The 22,662-nt window shown below is 61.7% G+C and carries 24 protein-coding genes; 4 read left to right on the forward strand and 20 right to left on the reverse strand.

Annotated features, from left to right (window positions below; genetic code table 11):
- Positions 1-152 precede the first annotated feature (152 nt).
- The 5 genes from araH to ABWL43_RS22045 all read right to left on the reverse strand — a co-directional run bounded on the left by araH (position 153) and on the right by ABWL43_RS22045 (position 5,713).
- Positions 153-1,118 carry an L-arabinose ABC transporter permease AraH gene (gene araH / locus ABWL43_RS22025; RefSeq protein WP_106576704.1) on the reverse strand — a complete coding sequence of 322 codons (966 nt, stop codon included), beginning with the start codon at positions 1,116-1,118 and terminating at the stop codon, positions 153-155.
- 17 nt (positions 1,119-1,135) lie between these two features.
- Complete coding sequence (gene araG, locus ABWL43_RS22030) at positions 1,136-2,635, reverse strand: L-arabinose ABC transporter ATP-binding protein AraG (RefSeq protein ID WP_145159249.1); 1,500 nt, start codon at positions 2,633-2,635, stop codon at positions 1,136-1,138.
- Positions 2,632-3,612 carry a substrate-binding domain-containing protein gene (locus tag ABWL43_RS22035; RefSeq protein WP_404484358.1) on the reverse strand — a complete coding sequence of 327 codons (981 nt, stop codon included), beginning with the start codon at positions 3,610-3,612 and terminating at the stop codon, positions 2,632-2,634. The genes araG and ABWL43_RS22035 overlap by 4 nt, the downstream gene beginning before the upstream one ends.
- Before the next feature lie 29 nt (positions 3,613-3,641).
- Complete coding sequence (locus tag ABWL43_RS22040) at positions 3,642-4,463, reverse strand: SDR family oxidoreductase (RefSeq protein WP_404484361.1); 822 nt, start codon at positions 4,461-4,463, stop codon at positions 3,642-3,644.
- Positions 4,464-5,233: 770 nt separating this feature from the next.
- Positions 5,234-5,713 (reverse strand): GNAT family N-acetyltransferase, encoded by a 480-nt coding sequence (locus ABWL43_RS22045; RefSeq protein ID WP_119742815.1) that lies wholly within the window; start codon positions 5,711-5,713, stop codon positions 5,234-5,236.
- Positions 5,714-5,903: 190 nt separating this feature from the next.
- Between ABWL43_RS22045 and ABWL43_RS22050 the strand changes: the two genes are divergently transcribed.
- From ABWL43_RS22050 to ABWL43_RS22065, 4 genes are all read left to right on the forward strand, one after another.
- A complete protein-coding gene (locus ABWL43_RS22050) occupies positions 5,904-7,109 on the forward strand; it encodes an MFS transporter (protein ID WP_404484365.1) in 1,206 nt (401 codons plus the stop codon).
- Positions 7,110-7,194: 85 nt separating this feature from the next.
- Complete coding sequence (locus ABWL43_RS22055; protein WP_145159255.1) at positions 7,195-7,548, forward strand: hypothetical protein; 354 nt, start codon at positions 7,195-7,197, stop codon at positions 7,546-7,548.
- Positions 7,549-7,598: 50 nt separating this feature from the next.
- Positions 7,599-7,865 carry a hypothetical protein gene (locus ABWL43_RS22060; protein WP_106576174.1) on the forward strand — a complete coding sequence of 89 codons (267 nt, stop codon included), beginning with the start codon at positions 7,599-7,601 and terminating at the stop codon, positions 7,863-7,865.
- A gap of 50 nt (positions 7,866-7,915) precedes the next feature.
- Positions 7,916-8,296 (forward strand): Rho termination factor N-terminal domain-containing protein, encoded by a 381-nt coding sequence (locus tag ABWL43_RS22065; RefSeq protein WP_119742016.1) that lies wholly within the window; start codon positions 7,916-7,918, stop codon positions 8,294-8,296.
- Positions 8,297-8,371: 75 nt separating this feature from the next.
- Here the strand turns inward: ABWL43_RS22065 and ABWL43_RS22070 are convergent, their stop codons facing one another.
- The 15 genes from ABWL43_RS22070 to fabF all read right to left on the reverse strand — a co-directional run bounded on the left by ABWL43_RS22070 (position 8,372) and on the right by fabF (position 22,600).
- Positions 8,372-9,100 carry a class I SAM-dependent methyltransferase gene (locus ABWL43_RS22070; protein WP_404484368.1) on the reverse strand — a complete coding sequence of 243 codons (729 nt, stop codon included), beginning with the start codon at positions 9,098-9,100 and terminating at the stop codon, positions 8,372-8,374.
- A gap of 25 nt (positions 9,101-9,125) precedes the next feature.
- Complete coding sequence (locus ABWL43_RS22075; protein WP_404484371.1) at positions 9,126-10,043, reverse strand: PfkB family carbohydrate kinase; 918 nt, start codon at positions 10,041-10,043, stop codon at positions 9,126-9,128.
- On the reverse strand, positions 10,036-11,502 hold the full coding sequence (locus ABWL43_RS22080; protein ID WP_404484374.1) for a purine-cytosine permease family protein: 1,467 nt from the start codon (positions 11,500-11,502) through the stop codon (positions 10,036-10,038). Before ABWL43_RS22080 ends, ABWL43_RS22075 begins: the two co-directional genes overlap by 8 nt.
- A 101-nt stretch (positions 11,503-11,603) precedes the next feature.
- Positions 11,604-12,605, reverse strand: coding sequence for an ADP-ribosylglycohydrolase family protein (locus tag ABWL43_RS22085; RefSeq protein ID WP_404484377.1), 1,002 nt, complete (start codon positions 12,603-12,605; stop codon positions 11,604-11,606).
- Positions 12,602-13,315 (reverse strand): GntR family transcriptional regulator, encoded by a 714-nt coding sequence (locus tag ABWL43_RS22090; RefSeq protein ID WP_145159269.1) that lies wholly within the window; start codon positions 13,313-13,315, stop codon positions 12,602-12,604. The genes ABWL43_RS22085 and ABWL43_RS22090 overlap by 4 nt, the downstream gene beginning before the upstream one ends.
- 70 nt (positions 13,316-13,385) lie before the next feature.
- Positions 13,386-13,946, reverse strand: a complete 561-nt coding sequence (locus ABWL43_RS22095) for a DUF1285 domain-containing protein (RefSeq protein WP_404484380.1) — start codon at positions 13,944-13,946, stop codon at positions 13,386-13,388.
- Between the two features lie 19 nt (positions 13,947-13,965).
- Complete coding sequence (locus tag ABWL43_RS22100) at positions 13,966-14,571, reverse strand: DUF4823 domain-containing protein (RefSeq protein WP_106576165.1); 606 nt, start codon at positions 14,569-14,571, stop codon at positions 13,966-13,968.
- Positions 14,572-14,679: 108 nt separating this feature from the next.
- Entirely contained in the window at positions 14,680-15,648 is a 969-nt protein-coding gene (locus tag ABWL43_RS22105) for a GTP 3',8-cyclase MoaA (protein ID WP_145159273.1), read from the reverse strand.
- Between the two features lie 139 nt (positions 15,649-15,787).
- Entirely contained in the window at positions 15,788-16,456 is a 669-nt protein-coding gene (locus ABWL43_RS22110; protein WP_106576163.1) for a TetR/AcrR family transcriptional regulator, read from the reverse strand.
- Positions 16,457-16,899: 443 nt separating this feature from the next.
- Complete coding sequence (locus ABWL43_RS22115) at positions 16,900-17,685, reverse strand: TatD family hydrolase (RefSeq protein WP_145159275.1); 786 nt, start codon at positions 17,683-17,685, stop codon at positions 16,900-16,902.
- A 62-nt stretch (positions 17,686-17,747) separates the two neighbouring features.
- Complete coding sequence (locus ABWL43_RS22120; protein WP_262208517.1) at positions 17,748-18,737, reverse strand: DNA polymerase III subunit delta'; 990 nt, start codon at positions 18,735-18,737, stop codon at positions 17,748-17,750.
- Positions 18,730-19,362: a dTMP kinase gene (gene tmk / locus ABWL43_RS22125; RefSeq protein WP_262208518.1), complete on the reverse strand. Its 633-nt coding sequence runs from the start codon at positions 19,360-19,362 to the stop codon at positions 18,730-18,732. The genes ABWL43_RS22120 and tmk overlap by 8 nt, the downstream gene beginning before the upstream one ends.
- Positions 19,363-19,381: 19 nt before the next feature.
- Positions 19,382-20,539 (reverse strand): endolytic transglycosylase MltG, encoded by a 1,158-nt coding sequence (mltG, locus tag ABWL43_RS22130; protein WP_262208519.1) that lies wholly within the window; start codon positions 20,537-20,539, stop codon positions 19,382-19,384.
- A gap of 1 nt (position 20,540) precedes the next feature.
- Positions 20,541-21,356 (reverse strand): aminodeoxychorismate lyase, encoded by an 816-nt coding sequence (pabC, locus tag ABWL43_RS22135; protein ID WP_262208520.1) that lies wholly within the window; start codon positions 21,354-21,356, stop codon positions 20,541-20,543.
- Positions 21,356-22,600 carry a beta-ketoacyl-ACP synthase II gene (gene fabF / locus ABWL43_RS22140; protein WP_145159285.1) on the reverse strand — a complete coding sequence of 415 codons (1,245 nt, stop codon included), beginning with the start codon at positions 22,598-22,600 and terminating at the stop codon, positions 21,356-21,358. Before fabF ends, pabC begins: the two co-directional genes overlap by 1 nt.
- Between the last annotated feature and the right edge of the window lie 62 nt (positions 22,601-22,662).

Here is a 22,662-nt window from a genome sequence, read left to right on the forward strand (position 1 = left end):
TTATGGCAAAAGCAGCCCTCCTGAACAGAGGAAATCCACTGTGGGAGCTGGCTTGCCTGCGATGAGGCGTGTCAGGCAGTCAATGTGCAGGCTGACACACCGCTATCGCAGGCAAGCCAGCTCCCACATTTGGATCTCCACAGGGCAAGGCTTCAGCGTTGTTTCATACGGTCGATAATCACCGCCAGCAACAGGATCGAACCGCGGATCACATATTGGTAAAAGGTGTCGATGTTCTTCAGGTTCATCGCATTCTCGATGATCGCCAGAATCAGCACCCCGGCAATCACGTGCCGGATCATGCCGATGCCGCCGCTCAGCGAGACGCCGCCCAGCACGCAGGCAGAAATCACCGTCAGCTCAAAGCCCTGCCCGATCATCGGCTGGCCGGAGGTCATGCGCGAGGCCAGAATCACCCCCGCCAACGCGCCGATCAAACCGTGCACGGCAAAGATGATGATCTTGGTGCGATCGACATTCACCCCGGCCAGCAACGCCGCTTCCTGGTTACCGCCGATGGCCATGGTGTTGCGCCCGTAGGTGGTGTAGTTGAGCAGCCAGCCGAAGAACACAAAGCACAGCACGGTGATGATGATCGGCACCGGCACGCCCATCAATTGGCCGTTGCCGAACACGAAAAAGCGCTCGTCCATCACGCCGACGGCCTTGCCGTTGGAGAAGATATAGGCCAGGCCGCGCACGATCTGCATGGTCGCCAAGGTGGCGATCAACGCATTGATGCGCAGCTTGGCGATCACAATGCCGTTGATCAGCCCCACCACCAGGCCCATGGCCAACGCCGCCGACACGCCGAGCACCACGCTGTCGGTGTCACGAATCACAATCCCCGCCACGACGCCGGCGCAGGCAATCACCGAACCCACCGACAAGTCGAAGTGCCCCGACGCCAGGCAGAACAACATGGTGCACGCAGCGATACCCACCGTGGAAATCGCCAGGCCCAACCCACGCATGTTCAGCGGCGAGAGGAAGTTGTCGATAAACAACGCGCTGAGCACAAAAATGCTCAACGCGGCGAGCAGCATCACCCAATCATCAAGAAACTTGCGCTGGTTAAAACCCGGCCAGAAGCTCTTTGCAGTTTTTATTTGCGACATCATTCACCTCGAATTCTTCAAGCCCGCGTACGCGGAAGTGCCAATTGCAATAGCTGTGCTTCGTCCGCCTGATCGCGGTTCAACTCGCCGGTCAGTACGCCTTCGCTCATCACCAGGATGCGGTCGGAGATGCCCATGACTTCCATCAAGTCGCTGGACACCACGATCACCGCGATGCCACTGGCAGCCAGGTTGTGGATGATCTGGTAGATCTCCGACTTGGCGCCGATGTCGATGCCGCGCGTCGGCTCATCGAGCAGCAGCACCTTCATCGGCATCGACAGCCAGCGGCCGAGAATGGCCTTCTGCTGGTTACCGCCGGACAGGTACATGATTTTCTGTTCGGCGTTCGGCGTTTTGACTTTCATCGCCTTGATTTGATGGTCGGCGTTGCCCTTCTCCCAGCCGTCACGCAAGAGCCAGCCAAACGTGGAATGGGCGCCGCGTGCGCTGATGTTGATGTTCTCGGCGACGCTGGACAGCGGGATGATGCCTTCCTTTTTACGGTCTTCCGGGCACAGCAGCACGCCCGCATCGATGGCATCACGCGGCGAGCGCAGGTGCAGGTTTTCACCAAAGAGCTGCAGCTGCCCGGCGGTGGAACGCGTCAATCCGCTCAGCAGCCGAAACAACTCGGTACGCCCCGCGCCAACCAACCCGAACAGGCCGAGAATCTCGCCTTTGTGCACCTCAAGGCTGACCGCTTCGCGCAAGCCCGGGCCCAGCAAGCCCTCGACCTTGAGCGCCACCTCGCCGCGCTCACGCGGGCGGTAGTCGTAGATGTCCTGAATATCCCGGCCGACCATGCACGTCACCAATTGGTCGTGGGTCAGCGTGGCCATGTCGTCAAAGGTGCGCACGAAGCGGCCGTCCTTGAACACCGTCACCGCATCGCAGATACGAAACACCTCTTCCATACGGTGCGACACGTAGAGCACCACTTTGCCCTCGTCACGCAGGCGCGTGATGATCGCCATCAAACGGTCGATCTCCCGCGCCGACAGACTGCTGGTCGGTTCGTCGAAGGCAATCACATGGGCGCCACGCGACAACGCCTTGGCGATTTCCACCAGCTGACGCTGGCCCAGCGACAACCGCCCAAGTTTTTCCTGCGGGTCGATCTCATCGGCCAGGCCTTTGAGACACGCCAGCGCCTGCTTGCGCAGCAGCCCGCCATTGACCACGCCGAAACGCGACGGCAAATGCCCGAGGAACAGGTTCTCGGCCACGGTCATTTCCGGCACCAGGTGCAGCTCCTGGTGGATCACCGCGACGCCGCTGGCAATGCTGTCGGCGGCAGACTTGAAGTCCATGGTCTGCTCGCCGATCTGCACCGTGCCGCTGCTCGGAATGTAGGCGCCGCCGAGGATTTTCAGCAGGGTCGATTTGCCCGCGCCGTTCTCGCCCATCAGCGCGTGCACCGAGTGCGGTCGCGCTTCAAAGCTGATCTGCGCCAAGGCTTTGACCCCGGGAAAATCCTTGCCGATGCCGTTGAAGCGCAAGGCCGCGCCGGTCATTTCCACAGACCGATTTTGCTCAACTCTTCCTTGAAGTTGGCGCGGGTGATCAGGGTCACGTCGTCCAGGGCGGTGAACTTGGCCGGCTCAGTGCCTTTGGTCACCCACTCGAACATCGCCGTGGCGGTTTTGTAGCCGGAAGCGTCCGGGCTCAGCAGCATCGAGCCGTAGAAACCGGTGTCTGATTTCTTGAGTTCTTCGATGGCATCGGTGCCATTGATGCCCACGCCAATCACATTGGCCGCCTTGAACCCGGCGCTTTCGGTGGCGCGCACGCCGCCGAGCACGGTGCTGTCGTTCATGCCGCCGATGATCAGATTTTTCGCGGTGCCCGGCAGTTTCACCAGTGCCGAGTTGGTCGAATCCATACTGCCCGGTACGTCGAGGGTTTTCTGTGCGCTGAACAGGATGTGGTCGGCGGGCAAACCGGCGGCCTTGAGGCCTTCTACCGAACCGTCGGTGCGCTTCTTGCCGGTTTCCAGCTCGTCAAAGGTGTTGATGACGGCGTAGGTTTCCTTCCAGTCCCAGTTGCGGTGCTTGGCTTCGGTGGCCATGGCTTCACCTTGTTTCTGGCCGATCTTGTAAGCGTCCAGGCCGACGTAAGGGACGTCTTCCATGGGCTTGCCTTTGGCGTCGACGAAACGGTCATCCACCGCCAACACTTTCAAACCGTTGAGCTTGGCCTTGGCCATGATCGCCGGGCCCAGTGACACGTCCGGCGGGCAGATCACAAAGCCTTTGGCGCCGTTGGCGGCGAGGGTGTCGATGGCCGACAGGGTTTTCTCGCCATCGGGCACGGCGATCTTGATCACGGTGAAGCCCTGGTCCTTGCCGGCCTTTTCGGCGAAGGCCCATTCGGTCTGGAACCAGGGCTCTTCTGCCTGCTTGACCAAAAAGCCGATCTTTACCTCTTCGGCAGACACGAAGCCGCTGAAGGCTGCGGCGAGCGCCAGGGCACCGAGTGTTTTCTTGAACATGAACCACCTCTTCTTGTTATCGAAAAATTTTAGTCGTGGTACATCACAGAACGCCCGCCATCGATCATCAGGCAGGTTGCGTTGATAAAGGGCGCCTCGTCAGTCGCCAGGAACAGCGCCGTCATCGCCACCTCGACCGGCTGGCCGATGCGCTTGGGCGGGTGCAAATCGAAGGCACGCTGGCGCTCGGCATGCGGGTCGGGAAAACCGTTCCAGTAATCGACGTTGAGCTGGGTTTCGATATAGCCCGGCGCGATGGCATTCACACGGATGCCCTTGGGCGCGTACTCGATGCCGAGCGCGCGGGTCAGGCCGAGCAGGCCGTGCTTGGCGACCGGGTAGGGAAAGCAGCCGGGGATGATGTGGCTGGAATGGGTGGAGGCGATGTTGATGATGTTGCCGATGCCCTGCTCGATCATGTGCGGCAGCACCGTACGGCAGCCGTACCAGGCGCCGTCGAGGTCGATGGCGAAGCAGCGGCGCCAGTCTTCGTCGGTCATTTCCAGTGGGTCGCGGAACACGTTGACGCCGGCGCAGTTTACCAACACATCCACACGGCCAAAGCGCTCGATGGCCAGGTTAACCAGCGACTGCCATTGCTCTTTGGACGTGATGTCGACGGCCTGCGCGACAATGTCGGCACCGCGTTCGCGCCAGTGGGCGGCGACGTTCTGGACTTTTTCAGCCTGGATATCCGCGATCACCAGACGGGCCTGCTGGGCCTGGAAGCAGGCGACAATCGCCTCGCCAATGCCTTGAGCGGCGCCGGTGATGATCACCACTTTGTTTTTCAGCCGCTCGCCGTAGGTGGGTTCCGGCACGACGGGTAATGACAACGGTTGGGGCTGCATCGCTTCACCTGTTTTATTTTTGGTAGTGAGTGCTGATGCAGGCGACTATAAACCCATCTTTTGAAATATCTCAATATATAAATTTGCATCCCATATAGTGAAACAAAAACTGAGAAGTGCGGGTGTGGGGTTGCTTGTGAATGCGGTGGGTCAGGTGGCTTGGTTGCTACTGATACACCGCCTTCGCGGGCAAGCCCGGCTCCCACATTTGGATTGCGGCGGGTGCGAGATTTTGGTCTGTCGCTCATTAGTGTGGGAGCTGGCTTGCCTGCGATGGCGGTGGGTCAGGCGGCTTGGTTGGTACAGATACACCGCCTTCGCGGGCAAGCCCGCTCCCACATTTGGATTGCGGCGGGTGCGAGATTTTAGTCTGTCACTCATTAGTGTGGGAGCTGGCTTGCCTGCGATGGCGGTGGGTCAGGCGGCTTGGTTGTTACTGATACACCGCCTTCGCGGGCAAGCCCGCTCCCACATTTGATTGCGGGGGTGCGGAGATTTTGGTCTGTCGCCAATGAAGGTGGGAGCTGTCTTGCCTGCGATGGCGGTGGGTCGGGCGGCTTGGTTGGTACAGATACACCGCTATCGCGGGCAAGCCCGCTCCCACATTTGGATTGCGGGGGGTGCGGAGATTTTGGTCTGTCACCAATAAAGGTGGGAGCTGGCTTGCCTGCGATGGCGGTGGGTCAGGCGGCTTGGTTGGTACAGATACACCGCCTTCGCGGGCAAGCCCGCTCCCACCTTTGATCTTCTGGGGTTACAGAGGGTTGGCTTCAGCCCTGGGCGAAATCGCGCAGTGCGTCGCCTTCCATGCGGTAACGCACCCATTCTTCCTGCGGTTGTGCGCCGATGGACTTGTAGAAGGCGATCGCCGGCTCGTTCCAGTCCAGCACGCTCCATTCGAAACGTCCGCAGCCGTTGTCGCAGGCGATCTTCGCCAGGTGGCGCAGCAATTTCTTGCCCGCCCCGCCGCCGCGCTGTTCGGGGTTGATGTAGAGGTCTTCGAGGTACAGGCAATTGCTGCCCAACCATGTGGAATAGCTGAAAAAGAACACCGCAAAGCCAATCGGCAGGCCGTCCCGCGAGCAGATCAGGCCATGGGCGGTGGCGCCCTCGCTGAACAGGCTGCGCTCGATATCCGCCACACTGGCGATCACTTCATGCCGGGCCTTTTCGTATTCGGCAAGCTCGGTGATGAAGGTCAGGATCTGCGCAGCATCGCTGGGCACGGCAGGGCGAATCTCGATGGTCATGGGCGGGCCTTGGGCAATTTGAAAGCCCACATACTAAGGCGCTTTCATGACTGATTGCAGCGCATTTTCGTGCAGTCAGGGCGCCTTACTCCAGCGGATGCTAAAGCAAGCACCACCAAGCACAGAACAATCGGTCGCAGCGTGCGTGGTAAAAGTTGGCCACAACTCCAACTATTCCAAGGCTTACCCCATGCACGCCACTGCACCCGAAAAAAAGCAAGGCGCGACGCTCTTCGCCCTGTTCTGCCTGGCCAGCTTCCTGTTGTCGCTGTCGTACGGCTCGACGTTTCTGCTGTCACTGCTGATCCATTCACGCGGTGGCAACGAGCATGATGCGGGCAGTGTGATCTCCACGGCGATGCTCAGTACCTTTGTGTCCGTGGTGTTTTCCGGGCACCTGGCCGATGCGGTCGGGGCCGCGCGGGCTATTGCGGGAATGGGCGTATTGCTGGTTGTGGCCTGCCTGGGTTTCGCCCTGACGCCGGGGTTCGGCCAAGGCTTGATGGTGTTCGGGCTGGCCCTTGGTTTGGGCTGGGGCGTGTTCTACACCTTGGGCCCGATCATCGTGAGCCTGCTGGTGGAGCCCCAGCAGCGAGCCAAATACTTTGCCCTGCTGTCGGGCAGCATGTTGAGCGGGATCGGCTCCGGCCCGTTGCTCGGCCGAGCCGCCAGTGCGCTGGACCTGCCGCTGACGACGGCCTTCTATATTGCCGGGCTGGCCAGCTTTGCCGGGGTGCTGATGTTCTGGCGCATGGGCGCCCGCCTCAAACAGCACGCGAATGTGCCGGCCTCGAGGATTTCCTGGGCCGCCAGCCGTCGCGTGCTGTCATCCAAGGCCGGGTTCGCAATCCTCATGGTCGGCCTGGGAGGGTGTGTGTTTGGCGGGCTTTCGTCATTTCAAACCAGCTATGCGGCCGCGCATGGCCTGGACTACTCGCTGTTCTTCGCCGGGTTCCTGAGCGCTGCGATCACCAGCCGTCTGTTGATCGCAGGCCACGTGGTCAAACGTGATGCCTACCGGGCGGCGTGCGTGTTGTCGGGGATCATGCTCGGGTCGATCGTGCTGTTTGCGGTGGGCGTGAGGGGCAATTTCAGCTACTTGCTGGCCGCCGCCACGCTGGGAGTGGGTTACGGCCTGACGTATTCGGTGATCAACGGGCTGGTGGCCAACGAAGCACCGCCCGGCACCACGTCCCAGGCATTGCTGCTGTTCAGCCTGGCGTACTTTGTCGGCGTGTTCGGGTTTCCCTGGCTGGCGGGCAGGATCATCGTCGATTACGGCCTGCCGACATTGATGGCAATTGTCGTGGGCGTGGCGTCGTTGAATTGGCTGATCACGGTGGCGCGGCTGGTGTGGCGCAAAGCCTCTGCACACAAAATCTTACAGGTGAGCTAAGACCGTTCGTCGCCATCAAGGCACGAACCGCCAACGGGGGCTGACCAATAAAGGGTAAGGACATTAATCATATGGAGACACCCCCATGAAGAATTCCAAGTTTGCCGCCCTCGCCCTCACCGGCCTGCTGTCTGCCGCGTCGCTGAACGCCTTTGCCGCCACTTCCTCGACCGGCAAGACCGACCCGGTCGGCAGCCCGCCAAGCCCCGCCACCCAGGAATCCCAGGATTCGATGGGCACCGGCCTGGACACCAATGGCGGCGCGATCATCGACAACGGCGCTGGCGCTGACCCTCGCACCAAGGGTAACGACACCCAACGTCAGGCACCGGCTGCAGTCGGCAACGGCAAAATGGGCCCCGGCATCAGCAATGAGCCGAAGGTCAATAAAGGCGACGACTCGAACATCCCAGGCGCCCCAAAACAACCTGCGCCTTGAAGCATCCATAACGACACCGACACCCGATCATTCCCAGTGAAGAGGTACGCATGAACGTCGATAGAAACCTTGAAAAAGAAGTCCTCACCCGCCTGCTGCACGCCCACCCGAACGGTCTGGGCAAGGAGGTGCTGGATAACTACCGCGGTGGGAAGGAGGTCGCCAGTGTCTTGGCGTTCCTGCAGGACCGGGGATTTATCAAGGATGGGCATGTGACCACCGACGACGCCGGTGAATACTCGTTGAACCTGCCGATCAAGCTGACCGCGTCAGGCGTTGACGAGGCGCGCAAGCTGGAAGGCGAAAGCACCCAGTAATCCATTTTGTCTGGTCTGGCCCTGACAACAGGGCCAGTTGGAGTATCGCAATGCCTCTTGGAAGCAAAGCTAAATACACCGCCGCACAGAAGCGCAAAGCTGCCCGTATCGAACACAGTTACGAGCACAAAGGCGTGTCCAAGGAAGAAGCTGAAGCCCGGGCGTGGGCCACCGTCAACAAGCAGTCCGGCGGCGGCGACAAAGCCGGCGGTTCGGGCCAGCGCAAAGCGCCGCAGAAAAAAGCCGAGGCACGCAGTGATTCGGCCAAGCGAGCTGCCGCCAGCCGCGAGGGTCACCCTCGCACCGGTCGCACTTCGCTGGCGACGCAGACCAAGGAAAGCTTGCTGAAAGAAGCTCGGGCCAAGGATATTCCGGGCAGGTCGAGCATGCGCAAGGATGAGCTGATCGAAGCGCTGCGCAAGGCTGGCTGACGCCGGCCTTGCCGACACAACAAACGCAATGTGGGAGCCAGCTCCCACATTGTGTTTTGCGTTGCACATCCAGAGTCAGCGGTGAGCCGATACCAGCAGCATCATGGGGCGCTCTTGTTCTTCGGCCAATGCTGGCCGAGCAATGAGGTCCGCTTCGCTTGGCCCCCACTCCTCCACGTGACTGAGCGTGAACCCCGCCTGAATCATCAGAGTGAGCAACGTGCCCAGCGTACGGTGCTGCTTGACCACGCCTTCGGCCAACCAGTGAGTCACCCGCGGCCCTTCCAATTGATAGCCATCCACCGGCCAGCTTTTGCGGCCTTGATCATCGACCAGCCACCGCGGGTTGCGCGGTGCCATGAAGATCGGGTGCTCGATGGAAAACACCAGTCGGCCGCCAGGCACAAGAGCGTGGTGAATACGCTCGAACAGCCCCTTCAGATCGACGATGTAATGGAAGGCCAGCGAGCTGTAGGCCAGATCGAACGAGGCAGCAGGCAGGTCGAGCTGTTCCAGGTCGGCGATGGCATAGGTGATGGTCGCCGCAGAGGTCATCTGTTTGGCCCGCGCCAGCATCTTCTGCGACACGTCCAACCCCAGCACACAAGCTGCGCCCTGCTCCTGCGCCCAGCGGCTGAACCAGCCATAGCCACAGCCCAGGTCCACCACTTTCAAGCCAGCCATCGGCGGCAACATTGCCTGTAAGGCAGGCCACTCCGGCGCGCCGGCCAAGCCTTCGACCGAGCGGCCCATTTTGCTGTAGCCCTCGAAGAAGGCTGGCGTGTCGTAGATATTCTGGGTCATGGCGTCGCTCCGTGCTGAGTGGCGCCTATTCTGCCAACAACGCATCCACTTCGGCAGCCCCAGGTGAGGTTGCCGGCCCCCAGCGCGTGACCGCCAGCGCTGCGGCCGCATTGGCGCGGCGTGCCGCATCAGCCGGTTTCAAGCCCTTGGCCAACCCCGCAAGAAACACACCGGCATGCGCATCGCCGGCGCCGTTACTGTCCACGGCGGTCACCTTGAAGCCGGGCACATGCCTGGCCTCGCCTTGAAGGCTGATCCAGCACCCGTTCGGCCCGTCGCGCACCACCAGCAACGCATCGGCAGGCAAGTGCCGTTCGAGTTCGAGCAATGCCTCGGCCAGGGTATCGGCGCCGGTAAACGCCAGGGCTTCCGGGCCGTTGCTGGTCCAGATGTCGATGCGCGGCAGCAAGGCCACCATCAGCGCCGAGTCCGGCGCCTTGACCAGCGGCCCCGGGTCGAACACCACCGTGATGTCACGCGCCAGCGCCAGCAGCCAATCAAGCAATGCCTGGGCCTTGCCCTCGAGCAACAGGCTGTAGCCGCTGACGTACACGTAATCGTCCGCGCGCGGCACGACGTTCGCCAGGTCCTCGGCGCTCAAATCCCCTTCAGCGCCGATATGCGAAATGAAGGTACGTTCGGTGGTGGCTTCGGTCAGCGACACGCATAAGCCGGTGTCCTTGCCGTCGCTGGTCGCCTGGGCCATCTCTACGCCCTCGGCTTGCATGGCCGCGCGCGCCAGGTCGCCGAAACGGCCGTTGCCATGGCGGCCGAGGTAAACCACTGGCAGACCATTGCGTCGGGCGGCGGCCATCACGTTGAAACCGCCGCCGGCTTCGAAGCTGGCAGACCGCGCCAGCACATCGCCGCCGGTCGCGGGCAAGGTGTCGAGGGCCATGACCAGGTCGACGATGACCTGGCCGGTGTGCAGCAATCTAGACATTGGGGCTCTCTACTAAAGCCGGACGACGGTCAGCTGCGCCGCCCAGTACTGCGTAAATTCCGCCGGCCACCAGGAAGGTGACGATCCAGCCCAGCCCATTGTGACCCAGCCATGAGTCGGACAGCGGGCCGGCGAACCAGATGTTTTCGGCTGTGGTGCCGATGGTGGTGAAGCTGAAGCCCAGCACGATGGCCACGGCCCAGGCGCCGAACGCACGCCATTCCACGCCGCCGCGATACCAATAGGCACTGCTTGGGCTCACGTCCAGCAAGTCTTTGGGGCTGTAGTAGTGGCGATGAATCAAGTCGACCACGAAGATCCCGACCCACGCCGTAATCGGCACCGCCAGCAGCGAGATGAACGTGATGAACGGGCCGTAGAAACTGTCGGCAATCAGCATGAAGTAGATCGAACCGGCGAAGATCGCGACGATGTCGACGATCACCGCGTGCACGCGCTTGACCTTTAAGCCAAGGGTCAAGGTGGTCAGGCCCGCCGAGTACACCGACAGGTTGTTGGACAGCAGCAGGCCGCCAAACGCGGTGATCAGGTACGGCACGGCCATCCAGGTGGGCAGCATGTCGCGGATCGCGATGATCGGGTCAGTGGCCGAGGCCAAATCGTTGTTGCCCACCGACAGCAAGCCGCCGAGGGTGATCAGCAACACCAGCGGAATCCCCGCACCAAACGCGGCGGAGGCCACCAGGCGCACGGCCTTGACGCTGCGGTGCTGGTAGCGCGACATGTCGGCGCCGGCATTGGCCCAGCCGATACCGGTGCCGGCAGCCATGGTGCCGACGCCGATGATCATCGCGCTCAGCGGCGCCGGCGTGGCGTTGAACACCGCGCTCCAGTCGATGGTGGCGCAGAGGAAGCCGCCCACCAGGATGTTCAAGGCGCCAAATACGTAGGCCGCCCACTTCTGGATCACCAGCAAGGTCGCGTGGCCCAGACCGGAGACGGACAGGGTCAGCAGCACGAAGATGGCGATGAAGATCAGTGTCAGCACGGGCGCGCTTTTGGCTTCGACCGGCGAGTGGAACAGGATCGAACACAACGACAGCAACACGAATGCCGCCGTGGTGGTGTTGACGGTTTCCCAGCCCAGTCGCGACATCAGCGACACAAGGGTCGGGCCGATATTGCCGCGCACGCCGAAGATCGCGCGGGACAGCGTCAGGCTCGGTGCACGCCCGCGGCGGCCGGCAATCGAGATGATGCCCACCACGGCGAACGAGCCAGCGGCGCCGAGGATTGCGACGATGATCGCCTGCCAGATCGCCAGACCACGGAACGCCACGAGGGTTGCGCCCAGCGGCAAACCGAGAATGCTGATGTTGGCCGCGAACCACACCCAGAACAGTTGCAGCGGATGACCGTTGCACTCGCCTTCAGGGACCGGTTCGATACCGCGTGTTTCCAATTGCCCGGCACTTTGGCCGGAAGAAGTGGTGCTCATGAGGGGTGCTCCTGGTGCCTGTATTGTTGTGGTTGTGGCAGATACTCAAGGTGAATCGACTCTCGGTCTTCCTGACTCTGCGAGTTCAATGCCTGCGGCGCTTAGCGAATTTGCAGCAGCCCCTGCACCAGCGGCTGCAAGTCCAGGCCATTGACCCGCTTGACCTGTTCAATCATCGCTGGCGGCCAGCACTGCATGCCCAGACACGCGCCCAACATCGCGCCGAGCATCGCGGCGATGGTGTCGGTGTCGCCGCCAAGGCTGGCGGCCAGGCACACGGCTTCAAAAGCATTCATCGCGCCCACCGCCACTTGCTGCGCGAGGGCAAACGACACCACCACCGATTCCTGGGAGGCGACAGAGGTGCCAATCAGTTCGTAAAGCAGGTCGGCAAACAGGGCTTTGTCGCCGCTGCCGACGCTCAAGGTCCGCGCCCAGCTGATGCGCGTGGAAATACGCCCACCGGCAATCCAGTGACCATGGTTTTCCGCCTGCTGGGCGATCTGCGTGCCGATGTTGAGCGCTTCGCCCAGGTCCACGCCGTTGATACCGGCTGAGACCACCGCTGCAACAGCGGCCGCGCTGGAGATGCCCAACGTGGTGTTGTGGGTGACCTGGCAGGCCTGGATCACCGCCTGGATGAACGGCGCCGGGTCGCTGACATCGGCGGCGATCCCCACCGGCGTGATCCGCATGGCGGCGCCGTTGGTGGTGCCATAGCGCCCGGACTCTTCCGGGGTGTGGCCGGCGAGGATCATGTCGATGGCGCGCTTGGTCGATGGCCCGAGCAAATCCTGGGAGCCCTTGGCGCGCATCGCCGCTTCCCAGTCGATCAAGCGCTGGGCGAGCACGGTCGGTTCGATCTGGCCGTTGCCTTCAACCAGTAACTCGCCGACCAGGATCGCCTGCTCAGTGTCATCGGTGATCGAACCGGCCGGCATGTTTGGCGCAATGGGTTGGTCGGCGTCGGCGTCTTCCAAACCCGTGATGGCACCGAAGCGCTGTTGCACCTGCTCGCGGCTCAAGGACTGGGTGGGCATGCCCAATGCGTCGCCCAAAGCCAAGCCGTAGAAGGCGCCGAGGGCGCGGTTTTGCGGGGTCATTTTGACGCTCCAAACTGCAGGTGCAGGCGAAAGTGCAGAGGGTCGAGCAAACTTTCGACGTACTCCATGAAGCGCTCGCGGCGGTCGTAGGTGGTGCGCGAAGCCTTGAGAAACACCGTGCCAGCGGGGCGGCCAAGCAGCTCGGCGTCTTCGTCGCTAAGGGGCTCGGCGCCGATCCATTGGTCACCTTCGGCGCCGACGTAGCCGTAGGCGGCCAGGGTGATGGTCAGGGAATTGTCGATCAGGCCGACGCGGGGCAGGCCTTCCAGGCCACCGGAGGCGGGCATCAGCGAGCGCTCCAGCGATACAGCCGTGCCATCGGTGGTACGCCGGCGACGGTCGAGGGCGATGAATTGGTCGCTGCCGAAACGGCTGAGCAGGTCGGGGCGGGTCACGGCTTCCAGGCGCAGCACATCGGTGGTGACCAGCGCCCCCGTGTCCGCCAGGGCCTGGGCCCAGCCGCTGTGTTGGTCGAGCACCATGCCGTCAAACGTGACGATGGAGCCGACGCCGCTCTGGGTCGCGATGTAGTTGCGGCGTTTGAGCTCGGCCAGGGCTTCGCGCAACGTGCCACGGCTGACCGCAAACTCTTCGGCCAACTGGTGCTCGCCTGGCAGCAGGAAACCGTCGGCCATCACCCCCGCCTCGATACGGCGGATGAGCTCGTCGACGACGCGTTTTTTCTTATCAAATCGGACATGTCTAATCATGTACAAATTGATAACCGATAGCGCCCGACGACAGCAAGCGAATTATTTCAGGAAGGTGAAAAAGCCGGCCTCAGGGCTCCAGGCCAATGCGGAAAAACTCCCCGGCGCTCCATACGCCAAGCCAGTTCTGACCGTTGATCGGACGGCTGACCGCCAACTCGACCATTTGGTAGAAAACATTGCGATGCACGAGGGCTTCGAGGTTGGTGCGCACACGCAAATAGGGCGCGGGCTCCTGGGTGATGGGGTCGATTTCGACGCGCAGCGGGTGTTCGAGGCTGGCCTCGACGTGCTCGTCGACATTGGTAGTGAAGTGCAGCACCTGGCTTTCGCCCTGCCCTTGCACCTCAAGGGTTATCGCCACGAACGGTGCGTCATCGACGGTGATGCCGACCTTCTCTACCGGCGTCACCAGAAAATAATCATCACCGTCGCGGCGAATGATGTTGGAGAACAACTTGACCATCGGCTTGCGCCCGATCGGCGTGCCCTGGTAGAACCAGGTGCCATCGCGGGCGATGCGCATGTCGATGTTGCCGCAGAAATCCGGATTCCACAGGTGCACCGGTGCCGGCCCCTTGCCCTTGGGCAATTGAGCCAACAGGTCATTGGCCTTGGCGGAATCGGACATGCAGTTCTCCTTGAGTTTTTTACTGATCTCCCATGCCCAGCAGGCCGCGGGCGTACTGCGCCAGGGGGCGGGCAATCAGATCTTCTGGCTTGTTGTCGTGGAACGTCAGTAAACCGCCACGACTGCGAATACGTGCAGTATCAATCAAATACTGGGTGCTGGTCTCGATCAACATGATCTGGATGACGCCGCTGTCCAGCCCGACGCGGTCCAGCGCCTGTTGGTCCGTCCATTCATCGGCATTGCCGATGCGGTCATCGGCTGCAGCGAAGCGGCAATACAACAGGTAATGCGCACCCGCCCCACGGGCTTCGGCCATCGCCTGCTCCAGGCCTTCGGGCTTGCGCGCGCGGCGCACCATCGGGAAGTATTCGACAAAGCCGTTGAAGGCTTCTTCGGCCACCACGTTGGGTCGCGGATAAGCGCTGCCCGGCGGCACAAACGCACCTTGGGCGATAAAGACAAAAGAGTCCGGCTGTATGCGAATAGACGCAGTGCGGCGGGTATCACTGTGGTCCAGCAAGCCGGCGTCGCTCATCTGATAGCGGGTGCCTTCGGCCATATCGCTGACGGTCATGCAACCACTCAGCGTCAACGACGCCAGCAACAAAACCAGACTACGCATCCTAATCCTCCAGAAGCCGGTGACGGAAAACCGGCGAATGGGCGTGAGATGCAGAATCCGCGCCATCCGGCAGCGCCGCAAATGAAATGTGGGAGGAGCGTGCGTGGGCTAGCCGCCGATGATCTTCATGATGGTGGCACCGCCGGAGAAGGCCACTTCCTGTTTGTCGCCCAGGGCCTTCATCAGCAGCCCTTGCAAGGCTGGCAGCGCCTGATGGCGCGGCAGGTCGAGCAGGTCGCCGACGTAGTGCCGATTGCTCGACGACAGGCAACCGTGCAGCCAGCCGGTAGACGACAAACGCAGACGCGAACACGTCCGGCAAAACGGCACGCTTTCATTGGCGATGACACCAAAGAAGCCCTGGCCCGGCACTTCGTAGCGCACTGCGGTGGCGTCTACCGGCGCGTTGGCTTGCAGGTATTCGTGGTGTTCACCGATCAGGCTGAGCAGTTGCTGCAGGCTGACGAATTGCTGCAGGAACGCGTTGGAATCCTTGGCCAGATGGCCCATGCGCATCAGTTCGATAAAGCGCAGCTCGTAGCCACGCTCAAGGCAGTAGTCGAGCAGCGGCATGACCTGGTCCAGGTTCTGCCCGCGCAACGGCACCATGTTCACTTTGATCTTGATCCCCGCGGCGCGGGCCTGGTCCATGCCATCAAGCACGGTGGCCAAGTCGCCGCCGCGGGCGATGCTACGGAAGGCGTCGGCGTCCAGGGTGTCGAGTGAAACGTTGATGCGGCGAATGCCGGCATCCACCAGCAGCGGCAGTTTGCGCGCGAGCAATTGGCCGTTGGTGGTCAGGCTGATATCACTGAGGCCCATTCCGCCGACCGCGCTCATGAAGGCTTCCAGCTTGGGGCTGACCAACGGTTCGCCGCCCGTGATACGCAGTCGGTCGATGCCCGCCGCTTCAATCAGGTACGCCACCCCACGGGCCATAGCCTCGGCCGAGAGTTCGTCCTGGGCAGCCACCAGCCGCTTGCCGTTAGGCACGCAGTAGGTACACGCGTAGTTGCAGGCTGAGGTCAGGCTGATTCGCAAGTTGCGAAATCGCCTGCCTTGACGATCAACGATCATGGATCACTCCGGCAGAGGATGATTCGGGCGCGCTAAAAGCTGACCTATAAATCAACTTTTAGCAAGGTCCTTGCCTGAGTATATTCCTGGGGTACTGCAACTGGCAGTAAATCATTGCGCCATCACTGTCGGGAATAGCTCAAGCAGCGGGGGTTTCACCGCTCTTGGGCTCAGCGCCCGGCAGTTCAGCGCTGTGCTTGCGTTTGTTGCCCATGCGCACGCCGATGTCCATCAGGAACTGGAAGAAACCTTCCTGATCTTCCAGCACGTTGCTCCAGAACGGCGAGTGGTACAGCGCCACGGCGCCGTGCACCAACGCCCAGGCGGCGCAGTAGTGGAAATAAGGCGGCACATCTTCAAGCTTGCCTTCGCTGATGCGACCTTTGATCAGCAGGGTCAGGCGCTCAAAGTTCGAGGCGCGAATCTTGTGCAGCTCCTCGACCATTTCCGGGACCTGATTGCCCTTGACCACTTTCTCTTCCAGGCGATCAAACAGGCGGTAGCGCTGCGGATCACGCATGCGGAACTCGAAATAGGCGCGGGACAAGGCTTCTTTGTCTTTATCGACATCGGCCGAGTGCAGCAGCTCGTTCAAGTCGCGCTCGTAGTCGAGCATCAGGCGCAGGTAGATCTCGGCCTTTGACTTGAAGTGCTTGTAGATCGTGCCTTTGCCGATACCCACGGCATCCGCAATCATCTCGACGGTGACGCTGTCTTCACCTTGTTCGAGGAACAGCTTGAGTGCAGTGTCGAGAATTTCCTGCTCACGGCGGCGAAACTCACGGACCTTACGGGGTTCTTTTTGCATGAGGGAGAAGTCTGCAGAGGTCAAAGTGGGAGGGTTGCGCAGGGCCATTGATACGTGGCGATACGATTTACCCAGTGCGAGGGATTATCCCGACTGAACAGTCGTTGGGCAACGCCTATGTGAACCCGTTATGCACTTAACTTTCAGCACGCCAACGTTTTCGCCGTTATCAGTCAGAAACAATACGCGGTAATGACACCCGTGCACCTGCGCAATGAGAACTCAAGCGAAGCGCGCGTATTCCAAATCTGTTTAAAAAACGATCAGATGCGACTGGACTGAATGGGATCCTGATCAATACTTGAACTGTCGGCGTGGCATCTCCCCCAAGTGACGCGTCGACCTGGGTACCGACGGACTGTGTACCCTTGTTTACTCCTAATGGTCTTAGCCCGGATTCACCCCCCAGAACCCGGGTTTTTTTTGCCTGCAATTTGGCCCTATCAGCCGCCGACGTGGGCCAGTGGGAACAGGCGCTTGAAGTTTTCGGTGGTCTGCTCGGCGAAGCGTTCGTACGACTCACCCCGCAGCATTGCCAGGTAATCCGCTACATCGCGCACGTATTCCGGCAGGTTCGGCTTGCCGCGATGGGGGATGGGCGCCAGGTAGGGCGAATCGGTTTCCACCAGCAGGCGGTCGGCCGGCACCTGGCGCGCCACATCACGCAGGGCATCGGCGTTGCGGAAGGTGACGATGCCCGACAGGGAAATGTAGAAGCCCAGGTCCAGTGCGGCCTTGGCCATGTCCCAGTCTTCGGTGAAGCAATGCAGCACGCCGGCCTGGGGCAACGCGGCCTCGCGCAGCAGCGTCAGGGTGTCTGCGCGGGCGCCACGGGTGTGAACGATCACCGGTTTGCCGGTTTGCTGGGCGGCCTGCAGGTGCAGGCGGAAGGACGCCTGCTGCAACTCAGCGGCCTCGGGCTCGTAGTGGTAATCCAGGCCGGTTTCGCCAATCGCCACCACGCGTGGGTGATTGAGTTCGCCCAGGAGCCAATCGAGGGCGGGGGCTTCGCCGGGCTTGAGGTCCAGCGGGTGAATGCCCACCGAACAATCGACATCGGCATAACGATCAGCCAGCGCTTTGACGTCGGCGGCATTTTCAGCGCTGACACCAATGCACAGGAAGTGCCCTACTCCACGCTGGCGCGCAGCTTCAAGGGCAGCATCGAGGGAGCCACCATGTTGGGCAAGGTCGAGGCGATCAAGGTGGCAATGGGAATCTACGAGCATAGGAATGTACAACTTGAGTCACGGAAAGTGTCTGGCCGACGATACACCGTCGGCCGCGGAAATTAACGCCGGCCGAGCAAGCCGACCCACTGCACCAGCAATGCTTCGAGTAACAGCACGCGGTTGAGGTTGGCTTTGCCGAGCACCTTCTGGCGCTGGGCCAGAATCCAGTCCTGGATATTCAGCACCTTGTCCTGCGCGCTTTTCTGCGCCAGGTACTGCACCACTTTGCGCATGTCCGGCAGGCCCAGGCCGGTTTCATCCTGGGTCAACTGGTAGCGCAGGATGAGGCTCGACCAGTCACAGAACCAGTCGAACAGCAGCAATAACGGAATATCCTTCCACGCGCTTTCGGCCAGTTGCGTCGCGGACAGCTCCTGCTTGAGCAGCTTCTTCACGCCATCGACCACCAGCGCACGTTGTTCACGCACACCCTGGGCGTGCAGCTTCACGGCCGCCAAGGGGGAACCTGTGGCCAGGGTCAGCAACTCGACGCGTTCGTCTTCGCCGCACTCGGGCAGCGCCTGCGCCAGCCACTGCAGGCTCATCGCTTCGCTCGGCAATGGGCAGGCCTGCTGCACGCAACGACTGCGAATGGTCGGCAACAGGCGGCTGGACTGGTGACTCACCAGCAGAAGCACCGTATCGCCCGACGGCTCTTCCAGGCTTTTTAGCAAGGCGTTGGCGGCGTTGATGTTCATCGCCTCCACCGGCTCGATCAGCACCACTTTGCGCCCGCCCATCTGCGCGGTCTGCACCACGAAGCTGACGAGGTCACGCACCTGGTCGACCTTGATCGCCTTGTCGGCTTCCTCGGGCTCCAGCAGGTAGTTGTCGGGGTGGCTGCCGGCCTTGAGCAGCAGGCATGATTTGCACTCACCGCAAGCCTCCAGATTGACCGGGCGCTGGCATAACAGGCTGGCCATCAAGCGCTCGGCCAACGCACGCTTGCCGATACCCGCTGGCCCATGCAGCAAATACGCATGCGCATGCTGGGCACGCCCGGCCAGTTGCTGCCAGAGGCTGTCCTGCCACGGATAGGCCTCAGCCACGAGCGCGCTCCAGCAGCGTCGGCACCAGGGCGTCGATGGCGTGCTGTACCTGCGCCAGCGGCTGGGCCGCGTCCAGCAGGTGGTAGCGCGCGGGCTCCGCCTTGGCGCGTTGCAGGAACGCACTGCGCACCGCATCGAAAAACACCTGGCCTTCCAGTTCGAAGCGGTCCAGGCGACCCCGGGCACTGGCGCGGGCCATCCCCACTTCCACCGGCAGGTCGAACAGCAGGGTCAGGTCTGGACGCAAATCGCCCTGGACGAAAGTTTCCAACGTGGCGATACGCGCCAGGCACAAGCCGCGCCCGCCGCCCTGGTAGGCGTAGGTCGAATCGGTAAAACGGTCGCAAATCACCACCGCGCCACGCGCAAGAGCTGGGCGAATCACCTCGGCCAGGTGCTGAGCGCGTGCAGCAAACACCAGCAGCAGCTCGGTGTCCGCGTTCATCGGTTCCTCACCCGGGGCCAGCAATACTTCACGGATGCGCTCGGCGAGCGGCGTGCCGCCGGGTTCGCGGGTCAATACCACCTCGATGCCCTCCGCGCGCAGGCGTTCGGCCAGATAATCGCGGTTGGTGCTTTTGCCGGCGCCTTCCGGGCCTTCCAGAGTAATAAACAAGCCAGTCACAGGCAGTCCTTAGTCAGAGTCATTGCGGGCTTTGCGGCGCGGCGGTATCCGGCGCAGCCTCGACGGGCTTTTCAACCGGCGCTTCGGTCGGTGCTTCGGTCGGTGCTTCGGCAGGAGGCGCCGCGTCTTCCGCCGGTTTCACCGCCGGCGCAGGGCTGGAACGGTAATCGGCACGGCGCTTGAGCTGAAACTCGCGCACGGCGGCATTATGCGCATCCAGGTCATCGGAGAAAATATGGCTGCCATCGCCACGGGCGACGAAATACAGGCTGCTGCCCGGCACCGGGTTCAACGCAGCATGAATCGCCTCGCGGCCGACCATCGCGATCGGCGTCGGCGGCAGGCCGGCGATCATGTAGGTGTTGTAAGGGTTGGCTTCTTTGAGATGCGCGCGGGTCAACTTGCCGTTGTAGCGCTCGCCCAGGCCGTAGATCACTGTCGGGTCGGTCTGCAGCAACATGCCGATCTTCATGCGCCGCACGAACACGCCGGCGATTTGCCCGCGCTCTTCCGGCACACCGGTCTCTTTCTCGACCAGGGAGGCCATGATCAGCGCTTGGTAAGGGTCGGTGTAGGGCGCATCGGCGGCGCGTTTGCTCCACTCCTGGGCAAGTACATCATCCAGGCGGTTGTAGGCTTTTTTGAGGAATTCGACGTCGGTCATGCCGCGCACGAAGCGGTAAGTGTCAGGAAAGAACCGCCCTTCAGGGAACACGCCGGGGTGACCAAGCTTGTCCATCACTTCACTGTCACTGAGGCCCGACAGGGTTTGCACGATCTTTTCATGCTTGGCGAGGGCCGACCGCACCTGACGGAAGTTCCAGCCTTCGACCAGCGTCAGGCTGTATTGCACCACTTCGCCGCGCTGCCACAGGCCAATCAAGCCTTCGGCGGTAAGGCCTGGGGTCATGCGGTATTCGCCGCTGTGCAGCGGCTGGCCGTCGAGGTTGAAGCGCCAGTACAGACGCAACCAGAAAGCATCATCCAGCACGCCTTCGGCTTCGAGGCGATTGAAGGTGCCCGTCGGGGTCGACCCGGCAGGCACATCAAGCAATTGTTCCTGGGTCAGATTCAGGGGCTGCTTCAAGGCAGAATCGAGCTTCCAGGCCGAGAAGCCCAGCAGCAAGCCTGCCGAGACCAGGCCGATCTGCAGCAGTAAAACCAGTTTTCGTATCAACTCAAATATCCAATAGCGCGCGAACAATGCCCTGCAGTTTACGGGTGAGCGGCCCAACCGACCAGCTCATCGCAGCGCAACTGCGCACCGGCCAAATGCCATAAACACTGTTGCACACGAAGACTTCATCGGCCTGCTGTAACTGCTCAACGCTGATGTCGGCCACGGCCAGCGGGATACCCAGTGCATGCGCCTGGGCGAGAATCTCGGCGCGCATGACCCCGGCAACGCCACAACGATTCAGATCAGCGGTCAGTAACACGCCATTGCGAACCAGGAACAGGTTGCTGAACACGCCCTCGATAACGCGACCAGACATATCCAGCATTAAACCTTCGGCATGCTCGGCATCCTGCCACTCGGCGCGGGCGATCACTTGTTCCAGGCGATTAAGGTGCTTGAGACCGGCGAGCAACGGCTGCTCGGCCAAACGGGTGGCGCACGCAAACAGGCGGATGCCGTCGGTTGCGTGAGCGTGGGGATAGGTCGCGGGCGGATTGCCCTGCAAGATACGGCGCACCGGGGCGCCGGAGTTGATGCCATAACCGCGCTGGCTGTCGCCGCGGGTGAGGATCAACTTAAGCACTGCGTCGCCAAGAGCGGCGGCGTAAGCCAAGACTTCGTTGCGGATCAGTGCGTGATCCGTGATCAACGCAAGGCGCCGGCAGCCCTCCTCAAGGCGTTGCAGGTGGCGGTCGAGCAGCACGGGCTGCCCGGCCTTGACGGCGATGGTTTCAAACAGCCCATCACCGTACGCCAGGCCGCGATCTTTCAGGGGCACGCTGTCCGCTGGCTGACCGTCGACCCAGCTGTGCATCACTCGGCGAACCGGCGGAACACCAGGGAGCCGTTGGTGCCACCAAACCCGAAGGAGTTGGATATCACCACGTCGATTGGCATCGGCTGGGCTTCGTGGGGGACGAAGTTCAGGTCGCAACCTTCGTCCGGCTCATCAAGGTTGATGGTCGGCGGAGCGACCTGATCCTTGATGGCCATTACGCTGAAGATCGCCTCGACCGCGCCTGCCGCACCCAACAGGTGGCCGGTCATGGACTTGGTGGAGCTGACCGCCAGCTTGTAGGCGTGCTCGCCAAACACCGACTTGATGGCCTCGGCTTCCGCCAGGTCGCCGGTCGGGGTCGAGGTGCCGTGGGCGTTGATGTACTGCACCTGGTCGGGATTCACCTTCGCATCGCGCAACGCATTGGTGATGCAGCGCGCAGCGCCGGCACCGTCGGACGGTGGCGACGTCATGTGATAGGCATCGCCGCTCATGCCAAAGCCGATCAGCTCGGCGTAGATGGTGGCGCCACGCGCCTTGGCGTGCTCCAACTCTTCGAGTACCAGGGCACCGGCGCCGTCAGACAGTACAAAACCGTCACGGCCCTTGTCCCACGGACGGCTGGCACGGGTCGGTTCGTCATTGCGCGTCGACAGCGCACGGGACGCGCCGAAGCCGCCCATGCCCAGGCCGCAGGCGGCCATCTCGGCGCCACCGGCGATCATCACGTCCGCCTCGTCATAGGCGATGTTGCGCGCCGCCATGCCGATGCAGTGAGTGCCCGTGGTGCACGCCGTAGCAATGGCGTAGTTAGGCCCCTGCGCACCCAAGTGGATGGACAGGAAACCGGAAATCATATTGATGATCGAGCCCGGTACGAAGAACGGTGAAATTCGACGGGGGCCGGAATCGTGCAGCGTGCGGCTGGTTTCTTCGATATTGGTCAAACCGCCAATACCCGAACCCATGGCCACGCCGATGCGGTCACGGTTGGCGTCGGTGACTTCCAGGCCGGCATTACGCACCGCCTGAAAACCGGCTGCCAGGCCGTACTGAATGAACAGGTCGAGTTTGCGGGACTCTTTGATCGAGAGATATTCCTCGACATTAAAGCCCTTTACCGAGCCGCCAAAACGGGTGGAATAGGCAGAAAGGTCCGTGTGCTCGATCAGACCGATACCACTGTGGCCAGCCAGAATGCCCTGCCAACTGCTTGGCACATCCGTACCCAGTGGCGACAACATACCCATACCGGTGACTACGACGCGTCTACGCGACACAGCACTCTCCTTTTTTCTTGATGGCGACACTTCGCTTCAGCACGCATTTTATCAGCGCTGAA

It is taken from the genome of Pseudomonas sp. HT11 (assembly GCF_044875395.1).
Lineage (GTDB): Bacteria > Pseudomonadota > Gammaproteobacteria > Pseudomonadales > Pseudomonadaceae > Aquipseudomonas.